Origin of the sequence: Erwinia sp. HDF1-3R (assembly GCF_039621855.1) — a bacterium.
In the GTDB taxonomy this organism is placed as follows: Bacteria; Pseudomonadota; Gammaproteobacteria; order Enterobacterales; family Enterobacteriaceae; genus Erwinia.
This window is the reverse complement of the sequence record NZ_CP155071.1, coordinates 3,959,628-3,979,814: the sequence shown is the minus strand read 5'-3', so window position 1 is coordinate 3,979,814 and position 20,187 is coordinate 3,959,628. Positions and strand designations below refer to the sequence as shown.

Annotated in this window: 5 protein-coding genes; 3 read left to right on the top strand and 2 right to left on the bottom strand. The window is 58.4% G+C overall.

Going from position 1 to position 20,187, the window contains the following annotated elements; all coding sequences use genetic code 11:
- Nucleotides 1-65 precede the first annotated feature (65 nt).
- Nucleotides 66-11,522: an Ig-like domain-containing protein gene (locus AAGR22_RS17995; RefSeq protein ID WP_345828824.1), complete on the bottom strand. Its 11,457-nt coding sequence runs from the start codon at nt 11,520-11,522 to the stop codon at nt 66-68.
- A 188-nt stretch (nt 11,523-11,710) separates the two neighbouring features.
- Nucleotides 11,711-12,103, bottom strand: a complete 393-nt coding sequence (locus AAGR22_RS17990; RefSeq protein ID WP_067708971.1) for a hypothetical protein — start codon at nt 12,101-12,103, stop codon at nt 11,711-11,713.
- A 505-nt stretch (nt 12,104-12,608) separates the two neighbouring features.
- Here AAGR22_RS17990 and AAGR22_RS17985 point away from each other — a divergent pair.
- The 3 genes from AAGR22_RS17985 to AAGR22_RS17975 are packed head-to-tail and all read left to right on the top strand — an operon-like array spanning nt 12,609 to nt 20,187.
- Complete coding sequence (locus AAGR22_RS17985) at nt 12,609-13,913, top strand: MdtA/MuxA family multidrug efflux RND transporter periplasmic adaptor subunit (protein ID WP_345828821.1); 1,305 nt, start codon at nt 12,609-12,611, stop codon at nt 13,911-13,913.
- Nucleotides 13,910-17,092, top strand: a complete 3,183-nt coding sequence (locus AAGR22_RS17980) for an efflux RND transporter permease subunit (protein WP_345828819.1) — start codon at nt 13,910-13,912, stop codon at nt 17,090-17,092. The genes AAGR22_RS17985 and AAGR22_RS17980 overlap by 4 nt, the downstream gene beginning before the upstream one ends.
- Nucleotides 17,089-20,187, top strand: coding sequence for a multidrug efflux RND transporter permease subunit (locus AAGR22_RS17975; RefSeq protein WP_345828817.1), 3,099 nt, complete (start codon nt 17,089-17,091; stop codon nt 20,185-20,187). Before AAGR22_RS17980 ends, AAGR22_RS17975 begins: the two co-directional genes overlap by 4 nt.

Sequence of the window (20,187 nt, the reverse complement as noted above, 5' to 3'; positions counted from 1 at the left end):
CCCTCTCGGGGATCGACATTAATTAATTTACCGTTACCAGTGGTTGTTATGCGTTCAAAAATTCATTAATTGATATTCATAACAAAATCAGCGCGGTAAAAACCAATGTTCACGGGATTGATCTCTCCAATTGCGACGCCATCCAGCCAGACTGTAATGACATCACGGCCGGGTTTAGCTGACGCAATCTGAACGGTGTAGACACCCTCCTTTTCAGAGACGTCGCTGAATGTAATGCTGTTCATATCCTTCGACTTGAATACGATTTTTTTCCCGGTAACCGCGTTGTTGTAGGTATCAAAGGCTTTTAAAACCAGGCTGATGGTGTCATTACCATTTCCGACCGTCACAGGGACTTCGCTATAGAAGGAGGACTTTTTACTTATCTCGCCGGCAATAAACGTCGCTTTGGTCTGGGCTACTGACTTGCCAAGTGTGGCGGTCACGTCCCAGGTTCCTGCGCTAGTACTGGTGGCGTTAAAGGGAGCCGTACCCTCTTCGTCGGTATAGACGATAAGGCCATCCGTCAGCCTGGTATCCGTCTCACGAGTGCGCTGAAGTGTCACTTTGCTGTCAGAAGAGAGAGTGACAGCCTGGCCCCCCACCGGGTTGCCATGGGCATCCCGCACGGTCACCACCAGGGTGTCGGTGGCTTTGTCGTTTGCCACGGCATTATCGCCGGTGACCACAAGTGAGCCGATCTGCGCAGTATTGCTGTCTGCGATAAAGGTTACCACTGCATCAACGGAGGATTCGCCCAGCGTGGCGCTGACCTTCTGCCCTGCTGCAAGGGTGCTGGTAGCAGTAAACGTAACGGTGCCGTCCTTACCTGTAGTGACGGTGGGCGTGCTAAGCGCCACGTTTTTATCACCGGTAAGGGTCACCGTCTGATCGGCCAGCAGGTTGCCGTTTTTATCTTTTACAGTGACCATCAGCGCGGCCATTGCTTTGCCGTCGGCCAGTACGTTATCGGTGGTGACCGTCAGAGCACTGACCTGTGCGGTACTGGCGTCGGCAATAAAGGTCACCGCCGCGTTTTTAAACGATTTCCCGAGGGTTGCTTTGACGGAGTAAATGGCCGCTGTGGTGCTGGTGGCGGTAAAGGCAACGGTACCGTCCTTCGCGGTGGTGACGCTGGCAGCGCTGAGGGTGACGCCTTTACCTTCGGCGCTGAGGGTCACCTCCTGATCGGCCAGTCGGTTACCGTTTTTATCTTCTACGGTGACCAGCAGTACGCCCATCGCCTTGCCGTCGGCCAGCGCGTTATCGGTGGTGACCGTCAGGGCGCTGACCTGGGCAGTGCTGGCATCAGCGATAAAGGTTACCGTGGCTTCGCCGAACGATTCACCGAGGGCGGCTCTGACCTTAAACGCAGCCGCCAGGGTGCTGGTGGCGCTAAAGGTGGCGGTGCCGTCCTTACCGGTGATAACGGTGTCAGTGCTGAGTGTGATGCCTTTATCTTTGGTGCTAAGTATTACCTTTTGATTTGGCACCAGGTTACCGTTTTTATCCTGAACTTTGACGCTAAGTGCGGCCATTGCTTTGCCGTTGGCCAGCACGTTATCGGTGGTAACCGTCAGGCTGCTGACCTGAGCGGTCGTGGCATCGGCAATAAAGGTTACCCTGGCGTTGCGGAACGATTCACCGAGAGTGGCTCTGACCTCATACGCGGCGGCGGTGGAGCTGGTGGCGGTAAAGGTGGCGGTGCCATCCTTAGCGGTAGTGACGGTGTCGGTACTGAGCACCACGTCACCAGCGCGAAGCGTCGCGCCTATACCGGCGGTAAGGCTCACCGTCTGATCCGCCAGCGGGTTGCTGTATTTGTCCTGCACGGTGACGCTGAGCTGCGCTTTGGCCTTACCGTTGGCCAGCGCATTATCGGTGATGACCGTCAGGGCGCTAACCCGGGCGGTGCTGACATCGGCGATAAAGGTCACCGTGGCATTTTTGGACGATTTACCGAGGGTGGCACCGACGTTATAAATCGTCGCGATGGTGCTGGTGGCGGTAAAGGTAGCGGTACCGTCCTTCGCGGTGGTGACGGTGTCCGCACTGAGCGTCAAACCCTGATCGTGAGTGAGGGTCACCTTCTGATCGGCCAGTGGATTACCATGCTCGTCCTGCACGGTGACGCGCAGATCGGCTTTCGCCTCGCCGTTAGCGACCACGTTATCGGTGGTGACGGTCAGGGCGCTGACCTGAGCGGTACTGGCATCGGCGATAAAGGTCACCGTCGCGGTTTTGGACGATTTACCGAGGGTCGCGCTGACCTTGTGGGCCACGGCAAGTATGCTGGTGGCGGTAAAGGTGGCGGTACCGTCCTTCGCGGTGGTGACGCTGGCAGCGCTGAGGGTGATGCCTTTGTCTTCGCCGCTGAGGGTGACTTTCTGACCGGCCAGCGGGTTGCCATGCTCATCCTGCACGGTGACGCGCAGTTCAGCTCTGGCCTTACCGTTGGCCAGGGCGTTATCGGTGGTGACCATCAGGGCGCTGACCTGAGCGGTACTGACATCCGCAATAAAGGTCACCGTCGCGGTTTTGGACGATTTACCGAGGGTCGCGCTGACGCTGTAGGCGGCCGCGGTGGTGCTGGTGGCCGTAAAGGTGGCGGTACCGTCCTTCGCGGTGGTGACGCTGGCAGCGCTCAGGGTGATGCCTTTATCAGCGGCGGTCAGGGTGACTTTCTGATCCGCCAGCGGGTTGCCGTGCTCATCCTGCACGGTGACGCGCAGGGCGGCTTTGGCCGTGCCGTTGGCGGCCACGTTATCGGCGGTGACCATCAGGGCGCTGACCTGAGCGGTCGTGACATCCCCGATAAAGGTTACGGTCGCATTTTTGGACGATTCCCCCAGACCTGCTCTGACGCTGTAAGCGGCCGCCGTGGTACTGGTGGCGGTAAAGGTGGCAGTGCCGTCCTTCGCGGTGGTGACGCTGGCAGCGCTGAGCGTGACGCCTTTATCAGCGGCGGTCAGCGTGACCTTCTGAGCGGCCAGCGGGTTGCCGTGCTCATCCTGCACGGTGACGCGCAGTTCAGCTTTGGCTGACCCGTTGGCCAGCGCGTTATCGGCGGTGACGGTCAGGGCGCTGACCTGAGCGGTACTGACATCGGCAATAAAGGTGACCGTCGTGGTTTTGGACGATTCCCCCAGACCTGCTCTGACGCTGTAAGCGGCCGCGGTGGTGCTGGTGGCCGTAAAGGTGGCGGTACCGTCCTTCGCGGTGGTGACGCTGGCAGCGCTGAGCGTGACGCCTTTATCAGCGGCGGTCAGGGTGACTTTCTGATCCGCCAGCGGGTTGCCGTGCTCATCCTGCACGGTGACGCGCAGATCGGCTTTCGCCTCGCCGTTAGCGACCACGTTATCGGTGGTGACGGTCAGGGCGCTGACCTGAGCGGTACTGGCATCGGCAATAAAAGTCACCGTCGTGGTTTTGGACGATTTACCAAGGGTCGCGCTGACCTTGTGGGCCACGGCAAGCATGCTGGTGGCGGTAAAGGTGGCGGTGCCGTCCTTCGCGGTGGTGACGCTGGCAGCGCTGAGCGTGATGCCTTTATCTTCGCCGCTGAGGGTGACTTTCTGATCCGCCAGCGGGTTGCCGTGCTCATCCTGAACGGTGACGCGCAGTTCAGCTCTGGCCTTACCGTTGGCCAGCGCATTATCGGCGGTGACGGTCAGGGCGCTGATCTGAGCGGTGCTGACATCGGCGATAAAGGTCACCGTCGCGGTTTTGGACGATTTACCAAGGGTCGCGCTGACGCTGTAGGCGGCTGCGGTGGTGCTGGTGGCCGTAAAGATGGCGGTACCGTCCCTGGCGGTGGTGACGCTGGCAGCGCTCAGGGTGATGCCTTTGTCTTCGCCGCTGAGGGTGACTTTCTGATCCGCCAGCGGGTTGCCGTGCTCATCCTGCACGGTGACGCGCAGTTCAGCTCTGGCCTTACCGTTGGCCAGCGCATTATCGCTGGTGACGGTCAGGGCGCTGACCTGGGCGGTAGTGGCATCGGCAATAAAGGTCACCGTCGCGATTTTGGACGATTTACCGAGGGTCGCGCTGACCTTGTGGGCCACGGCAAGCATGCTGGTGGCGGTAAAGGTGGCGGTACCGTCCGTCGCGGTGGTGACGCTGGCAGCGCTCAGGGTGATGCCTTTATCTTCGCCGCTGAGGGTGACTTTCTGATCCGCCAGCGGGTTGCCGTGCTGGTCCTGCACGGTGACGCGCAGGGCGGCTTTGGCCGTGCCGTTGGCCAGGGCGTTATCGGTGGTGACGGTCAGGGCGCTGACCTGAGCGGTCGTGACATCGCCGATAAAGGTCACCGTCGCGGTTTTGGACGATTTACCGAGGGTCGCGCTGATACTGTAGGCGGCCGCGGTGGTGCTGGTGGCGGTAAAGGCGACGGTACCGTCCTTCGCGGTGGTGATGCTGGCAGCGCTCAGGGTGATGCCTTTATCAGCGGCGGTCAGGGTGACTTTCTGATCCGCCAGCGGGTTGCCGTGCTCATCCTGCACGGTGACGCGCAGGGCTGCTTTGGCCGTGCCGTTGGCGGCCACGTTATCGGTGGTGACCGTCAGGTCGCTGACCTGAGCGGTCGTGACATCCCCGATAAAGGTCACGGTCGCATTTTTGGACGATTCTCCCAGACCTGCTCTGACGCTGTAAGCGGCCGCCGTGGTACTGGTGGCGGTAAAGGTGGCGGTACCGTCCTTCGCCGTGGTGACGCTGGCAGCGCTGAGCGTGACGCCTTTATCAGCGGCGGTCAGGGTGACCTTCTGAGCGGCCAGCGGGTTGCCGTGCTCATCCTGCACGGTGACGCGCAGGGCGGCTTTGGCCGTGCCGTTGGCGGCCACGTTATCGGTGGTGACGGTCAGGTCGCTGACCTGAGCGGTGCGGGCATCGGCGACAAAGGTCACCGTCGCGGTTTTGGACGATTTACCAAGGGTCGCGCTGACCTTGTGGGCCACGGCAAGCATGCTGGTGGCGGTAAAGGTGGCGGTACCGTCCCTGGCGGTGGTGACGCTGGCAGCGCTCAGGGTGATGCCTTTATCTTCGCCGCTGAGGGTGACTTTCTGATCCGCCAGCGGGTTGCCGTGCTGGTCCTGCACGGTGACGCGCAGTTCAGCTTTGGCCTTACCGTCGGCCAGCGCATTATCGCTGGTGACGGTCAGGGCACTGACCTGAGCGGTAGTGGCATCGGCGACAAAGGTCACCGTCGTGGTTTTGGACGAATTACCGAGGGTCGCGCTGACCTTGTGGTCCACGGCAAGCATGCTGGTGGCGGTAAAGGTGGCGGTACCGTCCCTGGCGGTGGTGACGCTGGCAGCGCTCAGGGTGATGCCGTTGTCTCCGGTGCTGAGGGTGACTTTCTGATCCGCCAGCGGGTTGCCGTGCTGGTCCTGCACGGTGACGCGCAGTTCAGCTTTGGCCGACCCGTTGGCCAGGGCGTTATCGGTGGTGACGGTCAGAGCGCTGACCTGAGCGGTACTGACATCGGCAATAAAGGTCACCGTCGTGGTTTTGGACGATTTACCGAGGGTCGCGCTGATGCTGTAGGCGGCCGCGGTGGTGCTGGTGGCGGTAAAGGCGACGGTGCCATCCTTAGCCGTGGTGACGCTGGCAGCGCTCAGGGTGATGCCTTTATCAGCGGCGCTGAGGGTGACTTTCTGATCCGCCAGCGGGTTGCCGTGCTGGTCCTGTACGGTGACGCGCAGTTCAGCTTTGGCCGACCCGTTGGCCAGGGCGTTATCGGTGGTGACGGTCAGGGCGCTGACCTGAGCGGTGCTGGCATCGGCGATAAAGGTCACCGTCGTGGTTTTGGACGATTTACCGAGGGTCGCGCTGATGCTGTAGGCGGCCGCGGTGGTGCTGGTGGCGGTAAAGGTGGCGGTGCCGTCCTTCGCGGTGGTGACGCTGGCAGCGCTCAGGGTGACGCCGCTGTCTTTGGCGCTGAGGGTAACTTTCTGATCCGCCAGCGGGTTGCCGTGCTGGTCCTGTACGGTGACGCGCAGGGCGGCTTTGGCCGTGCCGTTGGCGACCACGTTATCGGTGGTGACGGTCAGGGCACTGACCTGAGCGGTCGTGACATCGCCGATAAAGGTCACCGTCGCGGTTTTGGACGATTTAGCGAGGGTCGCGCTGACGCTGTAGGCGGCCGCGGTGGTGCTGGTGGCGGTAAAGGTGGCGGTGCCGTCCTTCGCGGTGGTGACGCTGACAGCGCTCAGGGTGACGCCTTTATCAGCAGCGGTCAGGGTGACTTTCTGATCCGCCAGCGGGTTGCCGTGCTGGTCCTGTACGGTGACGCGCAGGGCGGCTTTGGCCGCACCGTTAGCAGCCACGTTATCGGTGGTGACAGTCAGGGCACTGACCTGAGCGGTCATGGCATCGGCGATAAAGGTTACCGTGGCGGTTTTGGACGATTTACCGAGGGTCGCGCTGACGCTGTAGGTGGCCGCCGTGGTGCTGGTGGCGGTAAAGGCGACGGTCCCGTCCTTCGCAGTGGTGACGCTGGCCCTGCTGAGTGTGACGCCTTTATCAGCGGCGGTCAGGGTGACCTTCTGATCGGCCAGTGGATTGCCGTGCTGATCCCGAACGGTGACGCTCAGGGCCGCTTTGGCCGTGCCGTTGGCGACCACGTTATCGGTGGTGACCGTCAGGTCGCTGACCTGAGCGGTCGTGACATCGCCGATAAAGGTCACCGTGGCGGTTTTGGACGATTCCCCCAGCCCGGCGCTGATGCTGTAAGCGGCCGCCGTGGTGCTGGTGGCGGTAAAAGTGGCAGTGCCGTCCTTCGCGGTGGTGACGCTGGCGGCGCTGAGCGTGACGCCTTTATCAGCGGCGCTGAGGGCCACCTTCTGACCGGCCAGCAGGTTACCGTGCTGATCCTGTACGGTGACGCGCAGGGCCGCTTTGGCCGTGCCGTTAGCGACCACGTTATCGGTGGTAACGGTCAGGTCGCTGACCCGGGCGGTGCTGACGTCGGCGATAAAGGTCACCCTGGCGCTTTGTGACGAATCACCCAGCCCGGCGCTAACGCTGTAAACGGCCGCCGTGGTGCTGGTGGCGGTAAAGGTGGCGGTACCGTCCTTCGCGGTGGTGACGCTGGCAGCGCTGAGCGTGACGCCTTTATCAGCAGCGGTCAGGGCCACTTTCTGATCGGCCAGCAGGTTGCCGTGTTTGTCCTGCACGGTAACGCGCAGGGCGGCTTTGGCCGTGCCGTTGGCGACCACGTTATCGGTGGTGACCTTCAACGCGCTCACCTGGGCGGTTGTGATGTCCCCGATAAAGGACACGTTCGCGTTACGTACGGAATCACCGAGCGCGGCCCTGACAGGGAAGGTGGCTGCGGTAGTACTGGTGGCGGTGAAGGTAGCGTTGCCATCCTTCGCCGTGGTGATGCTGGCAGCGCTGAGCGTCAGCGCCTTATCGGCGCTCAGGCTGATCTTCTGACCGGCCAGCAGGTTGCCATTTTTATCCTGTACGGTGACTTTTAGGGCAGCCTTAGCCGCACCGTCAGCGACCACGTTATCGGTGGTGACCATCAGGGCTGTGATCTGGGCGGTCGTGACGTCCCCGATAAAGGTCACGGAGGCGTTGCGCACGGACTCACCCAGCGTGGCCCTGATGTTAGAGGTGGTCGCGGTAGTGCTGGTGGCGGTAAAAGTGGTCGTGCCGTCACTGCCAGTTATAACGGTAGCGGCGCTGAGTGTCAGGGTCTTATCGGCGTTCAGGCTGACTTTCTGACCGGCCAGCGGGTTACCATTTTTATCCTGGACGGTGACTTTTAGGGCAGCCTTAGCCGCACCGTTAGCGACCACATTGTCGGTGGTCACCGCTAGGGCGGTGATCTCGGCGGAGGTGGCATCGGCGATAAAGTTCACCCTGGCGCTAAGGTTTGATTCACCTACGCTGGCGGTCACGTTTAAGCCAGCAGCGACGGTGCTGGTGGCGGTAAAAGTGGCTGTACCGTCACTACCGGTTGTGATGCCCGATGCCTGCAGTACCAGCCCGGTTTCTGCGCTGAGTACGACAGACTGATTGGGGACCGGGTTGCCATTTTTATCCTGCACGGTAACGCGCAGTGCCGCTTTGGCCACGCCGTCAGCCACCACATTATCGGCGGTCACCGTCAGGGCAGTAACCCGGGCGGTACTGCTATCGGCGACAAAGTGAACTGTAGTCCTGGCATTTTCTGAGGATTCACCGAGGCTGGCGGTAATAGTGAAAGCCGACGCGATACGGCTGGTGGCGGTAAAGGTGGCTCCGCCGTCAACGTCGGTGGTAACCACACGGTTACTCAGGCTCACGCCGTTCTCCGCGGTTAGCTGCACTTTCATATTAGCGAGCGCGTTACCCTTCGCGTCGTTAACCCACACCTGTAAAGTATTGGTCGCCGTGCCGTTGGCGACAGCATTATCGGTGCTGACCGAGAGCTTACTGATCTTTGCAGTGCGCGTGTCGGCGATAAACGTGATCGACGCATTAGCGGTGGAATCAGCAAGTGAGGCGGTGATTTCATAGGTTGCCGCAGTCAAACTGGTAGCGGTGATGATGGCACTGCCCTCGCTGCCGGTAATGACGCTGTCAGCCCCCAGGGTCAGACGCTTATCACTGCGCAGGTCGACCTTCTGTCCGGCAAGTCTGTTACCGTTCGCGTCGTTGACGATGACGCGCAGCGCGTTGCGGATGTTACCGTCAGCGACTGAGTTATTGGTCAGCACTTCCAGTGAGTCTATTCGGGCCGTGCGGGCATCAGCAATAAAGTGAACGGTAGCCTGGGCCGATGTACCGCCGAGGCTGGCACTGACGTGCGAAGCGGCTGCCACCTGACTGGTAACGGAAAAGGTAGCCAGCCCGTCACTGCCTGTGATAACGCGGGTGGCGCTCAGGGTAAGATCGTTGACGGCGTCAGGCGTAACGACCTGATCGGCAAGGGCGTTGCCCCAGGCATCCGTCACGCTAACCTGGAGATCCACAGTGTCGAGACCATCAGCGATAGCATTGTCGTTGAGAACGGTCAGTGCGCTAACCTGGGCGGTGCTGCTGTCAGCCATAAAGGTCAGATCTGCGCTGGCCGACGATGCTCCGACGGAGGCGGTAACACTCATTGTGGTCGCGACACGGCTGGTGGCAGTGATGATAGCGCTGCCGTCGATGCCAGTAGTGACGCTGGCTGTCGTAAGTTTCAGGCCTTTTGCCGCCTGAAGCGCAACCTCCTGACCGGCAACTGAGTTGCCGTGGGCATCATGTACGATCACCCGCAGGGAGCCTGTGGCGAAGCCGTTGGCGAGGGCATTATTGTTAACGACCTGGAGCGTATTGATCTGTGCCGTACTGCGGTCCGCGATAAAGGTAAGAGTCGCATTCGCGGTCGAAGTACCAAGAGTGGCAGTAACGTCTGCGGAGGTGGCGGTAGTACTGGTGACGGCGATGTCAGCGGTACCTTCGCTACCGGTGGTAACGCTTTTGGCAGGCAGGACCAGCCTCATATCGGCTCTGAGAGCGACAGGTTGGTCAGCCAGTCGGTTGTTATAGGCATCCACAATGGTGACGCGCAGGATACCCGCAGCAACTCCATCGGCGACGGCATTATCTTTGACTACCGCCAGTGAGTCGATCTTCGCGGTAGTGACGTCGCCAATAAAACTGACCGTCTTACTGTCGCTGTTGCCGTTTTCCATTGCGGCCAGAAGCTGATAATTACCTGCTGTCGTGCTGCGAAAACGAACGGAGACTTCCCCTGCGCTATTGGAGCTAAGCGTGGCTTCGCAGGTCGCGGCGTCATTAATGATGCACTGTTTAGAAGGACCGGATAGGGTAAATTTCACCGTCATATTACTGAGTGGGGCGCCAGCTTTATCGGTTAATAATGCGGTCGCCTTTCCTTCATCAATACCGTTGGCGACAATACTTCCGGCGGGCATTTGGGTTAAATGAATAGTATTGCTGGAACGAATAACGTTTATCAGCGTTTCCTGCTGTGGGGCGGCATTGCCATGCGTATCGGTCGCGACAGCCGTGGCCCGCCAGCCGTTATTCCCTTCACCTGAATAGGCAGGAAGGGTAACGGAAAGTGACGTTGGCGAGGTTTTCTGAATTTTCCCACCTGCGCTGATTAATTCCGGCGCTTCCCAGTGAATATCTTTTAAACCGTATTTAGCTCTGACGCTGGCATCAATGGATAACGTCGTCATCGCTTCACCGGTCACCGACGCGGGAAGGGAGAGTGCAATAAGATCCTGTTTACGATATTGCATAACAATATTGTAATTACGATCTACAAAATCATAACGGCTGCCGGCAAGGCTACGCATGATCCCGACCGTTCTGGGATCGATCTGATCCCGCCATGACACGCCGGTTCTGTAACTGACCGCAATATTGGCGTAATTTTCTGAGATAGTGCCTGCCTTGTGACCCGCACTCAGCGTCAGCAGAGGGAAGGGGGTATAATTAATTTCCGTGGTCACGGCGGAGGGAGAATCTTTTAAAGCTGATACACTGGCCGAGTCATTGAGAATAACGCCTTTACCAAAGTATTTTTCATATTTCAGCGCGCCACCCAGCTGTGGGTAAGCGGGCAGCCATGCCTGAGCATTAACGTCGAATCCATTTGCCGGACGCTCATCATAATCCTCCATTACACCCAGGGGGGACTGATGCCATTGTGTCAGGCGAAAATAACCGTTAGCTGAAAGCTTAAGATAATCGGTCCATCCTTCGACGCCAAGGCCGAAGCGGGCATTATCGCCCGTCAGATCGTAATCCCAAAATCCATTAATACCCAGCATCCAGCCGTCGTCTATAAAATGACGCAGGCCGCTGCCGACATTATAGGTTGTTCTCTCACTGTTACGTCTGATACCTATTTGGCTGAATAACAGATTATTTGTACCCTCCCACAGTGGAAGCAGGATATCTGCACTGCCTGTCCCGTCACTGCTGAACTGAAATTTGCTGTTGCTGCTCTGGCCCAGCCAGTCACGCAGTGCATTATCCGCCAGGCCGCTGCCGATGCCGGATATCATATTAATACCCGCCTGCGCGCGACTGTCAGCGCCTAAAACCTGCCACAGGCTCCTGATGCCGGTCAGTGAGGGAGGCATTCTCGGGTCCTGTTCTGCCGTGGTGGCGTCAGGGGCAGAGGCGGCGGCTGGTTCAGCCGGTGTATCGGCCTGCGTTTCCCCTAAAGAAGGCAGCGAACTCACTATGCCTGACAGGGCGTTATCGACCGGGATCTTGCCTGAATGAGAAGGCTCAGCCGGGCTTTTTTTATCGGTTTTTGCTGGCAGGGCGAACTGTGGGGATAAAAACCAGTCATCACCTTTTTTTGCAGGCTCCGCCTCGGTTTCTGAATAAATTTTAACCGTTTTTCCAGTGGGCTGGGCAGAGGCATCTGCCTTTGCGTCAGGCAGGGCAGGCAGGGAAGGTGCCCCCTCGAGCGTAACGGAAGCGCTCCCGATATCGCCTTTTCTGAGTTCCAGAACCTGTTGGTCCAGAGAGTCAAATGCAGTGATGGCAGCATAAGCAGGCATGCCAGCAGTCAGCATGAGATGATTAAATATGACAAAATAAACTATCGGTCTGAAAAATCTGTTCATTTCCATATGACGGTTACTCATTCCATGAATAAGGCGTGACTTCTCACTGGACCAAATGACAACGGGATAACACCTGTTAGATAAAGTGTTATCCTGTCGTAAATTGTCTCAATAACTGGCGGTCAGATCTTACTTACCGCCAGCATCTTTTTTCTTATTTCAACAAACGTCTGGCTTTTAACGCGATCGCAAATAAGGTTAAGTTTGTCATTCAGCGTCAGCGTCATTAGCTCGCGTGGATCCTGCTCTAATAGATTTTCATTCTTTTTGTAATAGGAGTGTGAAGCATTGATGGCATCGAACTGTTTACGATACATCGTAAAGGCCTCATAGTTCAGGCTCTTAAGAAGATCGAAATTATCCACGCACTGCCTGCCCTCAATTTTTTCTGCTTTAATCACTTTATTGGTAGGTGAAAGCTCAGCTTTAACCGTATTGGGTTTTGTTTCTACGCTGCTACATGATGTGACTAAAACAGACGTAAGAAGTACAAATAATGCTTTCCTGGTTATCATTTCTCGTCATCCTGGTTGAAAGAAATTAATTAAAGTCGCTGCTATTATTACGACATTGCTGACATGTACGATTAAAGAGGGGTGTCTGTTTTTGATACTGTCATTCTACAGGGTGATACTCTGAGACTGGAAAGTGTTTGTTCTTATCGTTCATTACCTATAAGTACATTATTTCCTTTCAGGGGGGGAAGGGCTAAGATGCATTACATTCCCTGGAAATGTTGTATAATGAAAAGTTTTGCAAAATAAAGATGAAATGAAATCCGGCGGGCTGCTGCCAGTCAGCGTGCGGCGTCGCCGTTTACCCACTACGCTTAGTCACGCAGCGGCAAAGGGGGTAAACAGTGCATTGCCAGACTTCCTTACGAAATTCTTACCCGTTGAAGATAGAATTTATTCTAATGAATAACCCATAATGGCAGTGGGCCGGCCTGGCCTGCCTCTTATCGGCGGCGGCATGCAGCTGCCGTTAAATACCTTACTTTGGTTGACTCCACTGAGCCTCATGACCCAGACGACTATTAAAGCCTCATCATCCCGACGTAGAAAAATTATTTTTCTGATCCTGGTTGTTCTTATCGCACTGCTGGCCTGGCATTTCTGGCCCGGTGCCGGTTCGAAGGGGGGAGAAGCCCAGATGCAGGGACCGGGTGGTCCTGGTGGGCCAGGTATGCGGCGCGGGTTGACCACACCCGTTCATGCAGGTGACGTAACCACTGCGGATGTGCCCGTCTATCTGACCGCATTGGGCACGGTCGTCCCCAATGCGACAGTGACCGTGACCAGTCGGGTTGACGGACAGCTGATGCACGTGTTCTTTACCGAAGGGCAGAAAGTGGAGGCAGGGCAGCTGCTGGCGCAGATTGACCCGCGCAGCTACCAGGCGACGCTGGCCCAGTATCAGGGCGATCTTAATCAAAATCAGGCGCTGCTGAAAAGTGCAGAGCTGACGCTGGCCCGTTACCGTAAGCTGTTTGCGCAGGATTCACTCTCGCGTCAGGATCTGGACAGCCAGATAGCCACCGTTGGCCAGTACAGCGGTGCCATCAAGGCTGACCAGGCACAGATTGCGGCGGCAAAGCTGAATATTGATTTTGCACGCATCACCTCGCCCATCTCGGGGCGCGTGGGCCTGCGACTGGTGGATGCGGGTAATATGGTTCACAGCTCGGACACCACCGGCATTGTCACCGTTACCCAGACGCAGCCAGCCGCCGTTACCTTTAGCGTGCCGCAGAATAATATTCCGACGCTGTTAAAGGCGCTGCATAACGATAAGAGCCTTGCTGCCACCGCGTTCGATCAGGATGGCAGCACCGAGCTGGCGCAGGGAAACGTGCGTTTTATCAGCAATCAGATCGACACCAGCACCGGCAGCGTAGAGATGAAAGCGCTATTCGCGAATCAGGACGAGGCGCTCTACCCTAACCAGTTTGTTAATCTGCGATTACAGATCGGGACGCTTAAGCAGGCGGTGGTGATCCCGGCGCAGGCGCTACAGCTGAGCAGCGACGGCAGCTTTGTCTGGCTAATCAATAAAGACAACACCGTAACGAGAAAGGCGGTTAAAACCGGGCCCGCGCTGGGGGACACGCAGCAGGCGATCCTTAGCGGACTGGCGGCCGGTGATCGCGTCGTTACCGAAGGCATCGACCGCCTCAGCAGCGGCAGCAAGGTGTCGATTATCACCGCCGCTGGCGATGCGCCCGCCGCGGCCGTTGATAATATGAACGCTGCCGGTGGCAGCGCGACTCAGGCAGCGCCGGGCAAAAATACCCAGGCCGCCAGCGGGAGTGCGAAGGAGAAATGAATCCTTCACGCATCTTCATAGAACGTCCGGTTGCCACTATTCTGCTGATGGTGGGCGTGCTGGTCTCTGGCCTTTTTGCCTACCGTTATCTCTCTACCTCTGCGCTGCCGCAGGTGGATTATCCCACCATTCAGGTGACGACACTCTACCCCGGTGCCAGCCCGGACGTGATGGCGTCCTCGGTCACTGCGCCACTCGAACGTCAGCTGGGTGAGATGGCTGGCCTGAGCCAGATGGCCTCCAGCAGCGCCAGCGGTTCGTCGGTGATTACGCTAAAATTCTCTCTCGACCTCTCGCTGGACGTAGCCGAGCAGGAAGTGCAGGCGGCGATAAACGCGGCGAATAACCTGCTGCCCAGCGATCTGCCCAATCCGCCGACCTATAAAAAGGTTAACCCGGCGGATACCGCCGTCATTACCCTGGCGGCCACCTCTGACACGCTGCCGCTGATCAAAGTGCAGGATCTGGTCAATACGCGCATTGCCCTTAAGCTGTCGCAAATTTCAGGTGTGGGGATGGTCACGCTGGCGGGCGGGCATCAGCCTGCTATTCGGGTCAGGGTCGATCCCAACGCGCTGGCGGCGCACGGCCTGACGCTGGAAGACGTTAACACGCTGATCGGCAACAGCAACGTAAACGGTTCAAAAGGCGGCTTTGACGGCCAGTATCATTCGGTCACCATTGACGCTAACGATCAGCTCCGTACGGCAAAAGAGTATGGCAATCTGATCCTCACCTGGCAGAACGGTGCGGCGCTGAGGCTGCATGATATTGCACACATTGAAGAGGCACCGGAGAACACCTGGCAGTCTGCCTGGGCAAATAACCGTCCGGCCATTGTAATCAGCGTCCAGCGCCAGCCAGGAGCCAACGTTATCTCGGTGGTTGACGCCATCAAAGCGCAGCTGCCCGCGCTCCAGGCCGCCCTGCCGGACGGCGTCAAAGTCCAGGTACTTTCTGACCGCACGCAGACCATTCGCGCCTCAATCAGCGACGTGCAGTTTGAGCTGATGCTGTCGATTGCGCTGGTGGTGATGGTAACTTTCCTGTTTCTGCGCAACGTGGCGGCCACCCTTATCCCAAGCGTGGCGGTGCCGCTGTCGCTGGTCGGCACCTTTGGCGTAATGTATCTGGCCGACTTCAGCCTGAATAACCTTTCGCTGATGGCGCTGACCATCGCCACCGGCTTTGTTATTGATGATGCTATCGTGGTGGTTGAGAACATTTCCCGGCGGCTGGAGCAGGGTGAAACGCCGATGGAAGCGGCGCTGAAAGGTTCGGCGCAAATCGGTTTCACCATCATCTCGCTGACCTTTTCACTGATTGCCGTGCTGATCCCGCTGCTGTTTATGGGCGATGTGGTGGGGCGGCTGTTCCGGGAGTTTGCCATTACTCTCGCGGTCTCAATCCTGGTATCTATGGTCGTTTCGCTTACGCTTACGCCGATGCTTTGCGCCTTCCTGCTGCGCCACATCCCGGAGGAGCGTCAGAGCCGCTTTTATCGCAAGGGCGGACAACTCTTTGACCGTCTGATCGCCGGATACGATCGTCTGTTAACTATTGTGCTTAATCACCAGCGGCTCACTCTGCTGGTCGCACTGGCCACGCTGGTGTTTACCGCGCTGCTTTATCTTGTCATCCCGAAAGGCTTTTTTCCCTCGCAGGATACCGGCCTCATTCAGGGCGTGACTGTCGCCTCGCAGGATGTCTCATTTGGTGAAATGGCGAAACGTCAGCAGCAGCTGGCGGAAATCGTGCTGAAGAATCCGGCGGTAGACAGTCTGACCTCTACTATTGGCATTGACGGCACCAACACCAGCCTTAACAGCGGACGGCTACAGATCAACCTGAAGTCGTTTGATAACCGTGATGAACGCGCCGATAAGGTGATAGCCGAGCTGGCGCAGGCGACCCGCAGCGTGCCCGGTATCCAGCTGCATATGCAGGCCTCGCAGGACCTGACCGTTAACGATCAGGTCACGCCGGATCAGTATCAGTTCTCGCTGGATGATGCCGACAGTGAAAATCTGGTGAAGTGGTCACCGAAGCTGGTTGCCGCGCTACAGCAGCAGCCCGCGTTCAGCTCGGTGGTCAGCAATCTACAGGATCAGGGGCAGGTCGCGTACGTTGAACTGAATCGCGATGCCGCTGCACGCTTTGGCATTACCGCCGCCGACGTGGATACCGCGCTGTATAACGCTTTCGGTCAGCGGCTGGTTTCCACCATCTTTACCCAGTCGAATCAGTACCGTGTGGTGCTGGAAGTTGCGCCTAAGTTTCAGCAGTCCCCGGCCTCCCTTAACGATATCTGGCTGGCGACATCGAACAGCAGCACATCCTCTTCCAGCAGCAGCGCGTCGGGCAGCAGTTCGACCTCCACCTCATCAGACAGTACGACGTCATCCGGCAGCACCGATGGTATGGTCAGGCTGACCTCTGTCGCCACCATTCATCAGCGCACCGGGTCGCTGGTGCATATGCGGATCGATCAGTTTCCGGCGGTAACGATCTCCTTCAACCTCAATAAGGGCTACTCGCTGGAGGATGCGCAGAAAGCGATCGCTGAAACCACCCACAGCCTGGCGCTGCCGTCCAGCATAACGCTGCGCTATCAGGGCGAAACGGCGGCGTTTCAGAGCGCCACCAGTAACACGCTGTGGCTGATCCTTGCGGCGCTGATGACCATGTACGTGGTGCTCGGCATCCTTTATGAAAGCTTTATTCATCCGGTCACGATTCTGTCCACGCTGCCATCCGCTGCGGTGGGGGCGCTGCTGACGCTGCTGCTGGCGGGAACCGAATTCAGCCTGATTGCCCTTATCGGGGTGATTCTGCTGATCGGCATTGTGAAAAAGAATGCGATCATGATGATCGACTTTGCGCTGGACGCCGAGAAGCACCAGCACCTCAGCCCGCGCGAGGCGATCCATCAGGCCTGTCTGCTGCGCTTCCGCCCCATTCTGATGACCACCATGGCCGCGCTGCTCGGTGCGCTGCCGCTGATGCTGTCGTCGGGTTCCGGCGCTGAACTCCGTCAGCCGCTGGGGCTGGTGATCGTTGGCGGCCTGATCTTTAGCCAGGTCCTGACGCTGTTCTCCACGCCGGTTATCTATCTGTGGTTTGATCGCCTGGCCGAGCGGGGACGTCGGCGGATGCGCAAAGTGGTCGATCGCGGATGAACATCACCCGCCTGTTTATCTTCCGGCCGGTGGCGACGCTGCTGCTGACCCTGGCGTTGCTGCTGCTTGGCGCGCTGGGCTATCGCCTGCTGCCCGTCGCGCCGCTGCCGCAGGTGGATTTTCCCACCATTATGGTCAGTGCCAAACTGGCGGGGGCCAGCCCGGAGACGATGGCGGCCACCGTAGCCACGCCGCTGGAGCGCTCGCTGGGGCAAATCGCCGGGATCACCGAGATGACCTCCAGCAGTTCACAGGGCTCAAGCAACATTATTTTGCAGTTCGAGCTGTCGCGTGACATTAACGGCGCGGCGCGGGATGTCCAGGCGGCGATCAACGCCTCCCGCAGTCTGCTGCCCAGCAGTATGGCTTCGCTGCCGACCTATCGAAAGGCGAATCCCTCCGATGCGCCCATTGTGATGCTGGCATTAACCTCGTCTACCCGATCAAACGGGGAGCTGTACGATATTGCCGACAGCAAAATCGATCAGAAGATCGCCCAGGTGCAGGGCGTCGGTGACGTTTCCCTGATGGGCAGCGCGCTGCCCGCGGTGCGCATCGATCTTCAGCCGCAGCAGCTGACCCATTTTGGCCTGTCGCTGGATACGGTACGCAAAGCCATTGCCAACAGCACCACCAATCTCCCTAAGGGGATCCTGCAGGGCGACCGGCAGTCGTGGGTGGTCGACAGCAATGGTCAGCTCGATAAGGCCCGGCAGTACGCCAACCTGGTCATCAGCTATCAGGATGGCAGGGCGGTGCGACTGCGTGACGTGGCGACGGTGTACGATGCCGTCGAGGATAAGTACAACGTCGGCTACTTTAACCAGTCGCCATCGGTGATGATTGGGGTGACGCGCCAGGCCGGGGCGAATATGCTGGAAACCATTGATGCGATCAAAGCCCAGCTCCCGGCGCTGCAAAAGGATCTGCCTGCCGATGTGACGCTTAAAATTGTGCTGGATCGCGGGCCAAACGTTCGCGCCTCGCTCTATGACACCGAGGAGACGCTGCTGGTGGCGGTGCTGCTGGTGATCGGCGTGGTGTTTGTTTTCCTGCGTAACGTACAGGCGGTGCTGATCCCGGCGCTGGCGCTGCCGGTGTCGCTGATTGGCACCTGTGCGGTGATGTACCTGCTGGGCTACAGCCTGGATAACCTGTCGCTGATGGCGCTGATTATTGCCACCGGCTTTGTGGTTGATGATGCTATCGTGGTACTGGAGAACATTACCCGCTATATCGAAGAGGGGCTGAGCCCGGTTCGCGCCGCAATCAAGGGCGCGCATGAAGTGAGCTTTACGGTGCTGGCGATGACGCTGTCGCTGGTGGCGGTGTTTATTCCGATCCTGCTGATGGGCAGCATCGTGGGACGTCTGTTCCGTGAGTTTGCCGTCACGCTGACCGTTTCGCTGATTATCTCGATGCTGCTCTCGCTCAGCCTGACGCCGATGCTCTGCTCGCGGCTGCTGAAGAAAAAGCCAAAGGTTACCGTGCGCCCACATCCGCTGTTTCAGTGGATCGAGCGTGGCCTTAACCGGCTGCTGACCGCCTATGCCACCGCGCTGAACTGGGTGATGCGCCATCAGCGGCTCACCCTGTTTAGCCTGATCCTGACCGTTATTCTCAACCTGTTTCTCTACTCCGTGGTGCAGAAAGGCTTTTTCCCCAATCAGGATACCGGACTGCTGATGGGCATGCTGCGGGCCGATCAGAACGTCTCTTTCCAGGCGATGAAGCCAAAACTCCAGGCCTTCGCCAAACTGATCCAGCAGGATCCGGCGGTGGACGGGGTCATGTCTTCCATGGGCAGCGGGGCGTTTGGTTCGCGCAATACTGCCAACTTCTTCGTCCGCCTGAAGGATCTCGATAAGCGCAATGCTACGGCTACCGAGGTGGCGAACCGACTGAGCGGCAAAACCCGCAACATTCCCGGCGTGGAGCTATTTCTGATGGCCGCGCAGGATATCCATATTGGCGGTCGTAGCGCCAATGCCTCTTACCAGTACAGCCTGCAGGCAGACGATCTGGACACCCTGCGTATCTGGACGCCTAAGGTTAAAGCCGCGCTGGAGGCGATCCCCCAGCTCACCAGCGTGGATTCTGACTCCCAGACCGGCGGTCAGGAAGTGATGATCGCTATCGACCGCGATCGCGCCACGCGGCTGGGGGTTGATGTCAGCATGCTGGATACGCTGTTAAACAACGCTTTCTCTCAGCGTCAGGTCGCCACCCTGTATAAGACGCTCAATCAGTACCATGTGATTATGTCGTTGCAGGATGCCTACACGCGCGATCCGGATATGCTCAACAAACTGTACGTGGTGAATGATAAGGGCCAGCAGATCCCGCTCTCCGCCTTCGCCAGCTTTAGCGGGGCCAATGCGCCGCTGTCGGTAGCACATCAGGGGCAGTCGGCCACCAGCACCCTTGCCTTTAACCTTGCCGACGGCGTCTCTCTGGAGCAGGCCCAGGCGCTGATCAAAGCGGCGATGATTAATATCGCCCTGCCGGATAACATCCAGGCCGGTTTCCAGGGGACGGCGAAAGCCTTTGCCGACCTCTCGGCATCCATGCCCTGGCTGATACTCGCGGCGCTGGCAGCGGTCTATATCGTGCTGGGGATGCTGTATGAAAGCTATATCCACCCGCTGACCATTCTCTCAACGCTGCCCTCTGCGGGCGTGGGTGCCCTGCTGCTGCTGCTGTTGACCAACACGCAGCTGACGGTCATCGCGCTAATTGGCATTTTGCTGCTGATCGGCATTGTGAAAAAGAACGCCATTATGATGATCGACTTTGCGCTGGCCGCCGAGCGCAATCAGGGGATGTCGCCGCAGCAGGCGATCACTCAGGCCTGCCTGATGCGTTTCCGCCCGATTATGATGACCACCCTGGCGGCCTTTTTTGGCGCACTCCCGCTGGCGCTCGGCAGCGGCGGTGATGCCGATCTGCGCAGCCCGCTGGGGCTGGCTATTGCCGGTGGCCTGGCCCTGAGCCAGCTGTTAACCCTGTTCACCACCCCGGTGGTGTACCTTTACCTCGATCGCGCCAGCCGTGCCACTAAGCGACAGTGGGCACGTCTGCGCCCTGCGGAATAA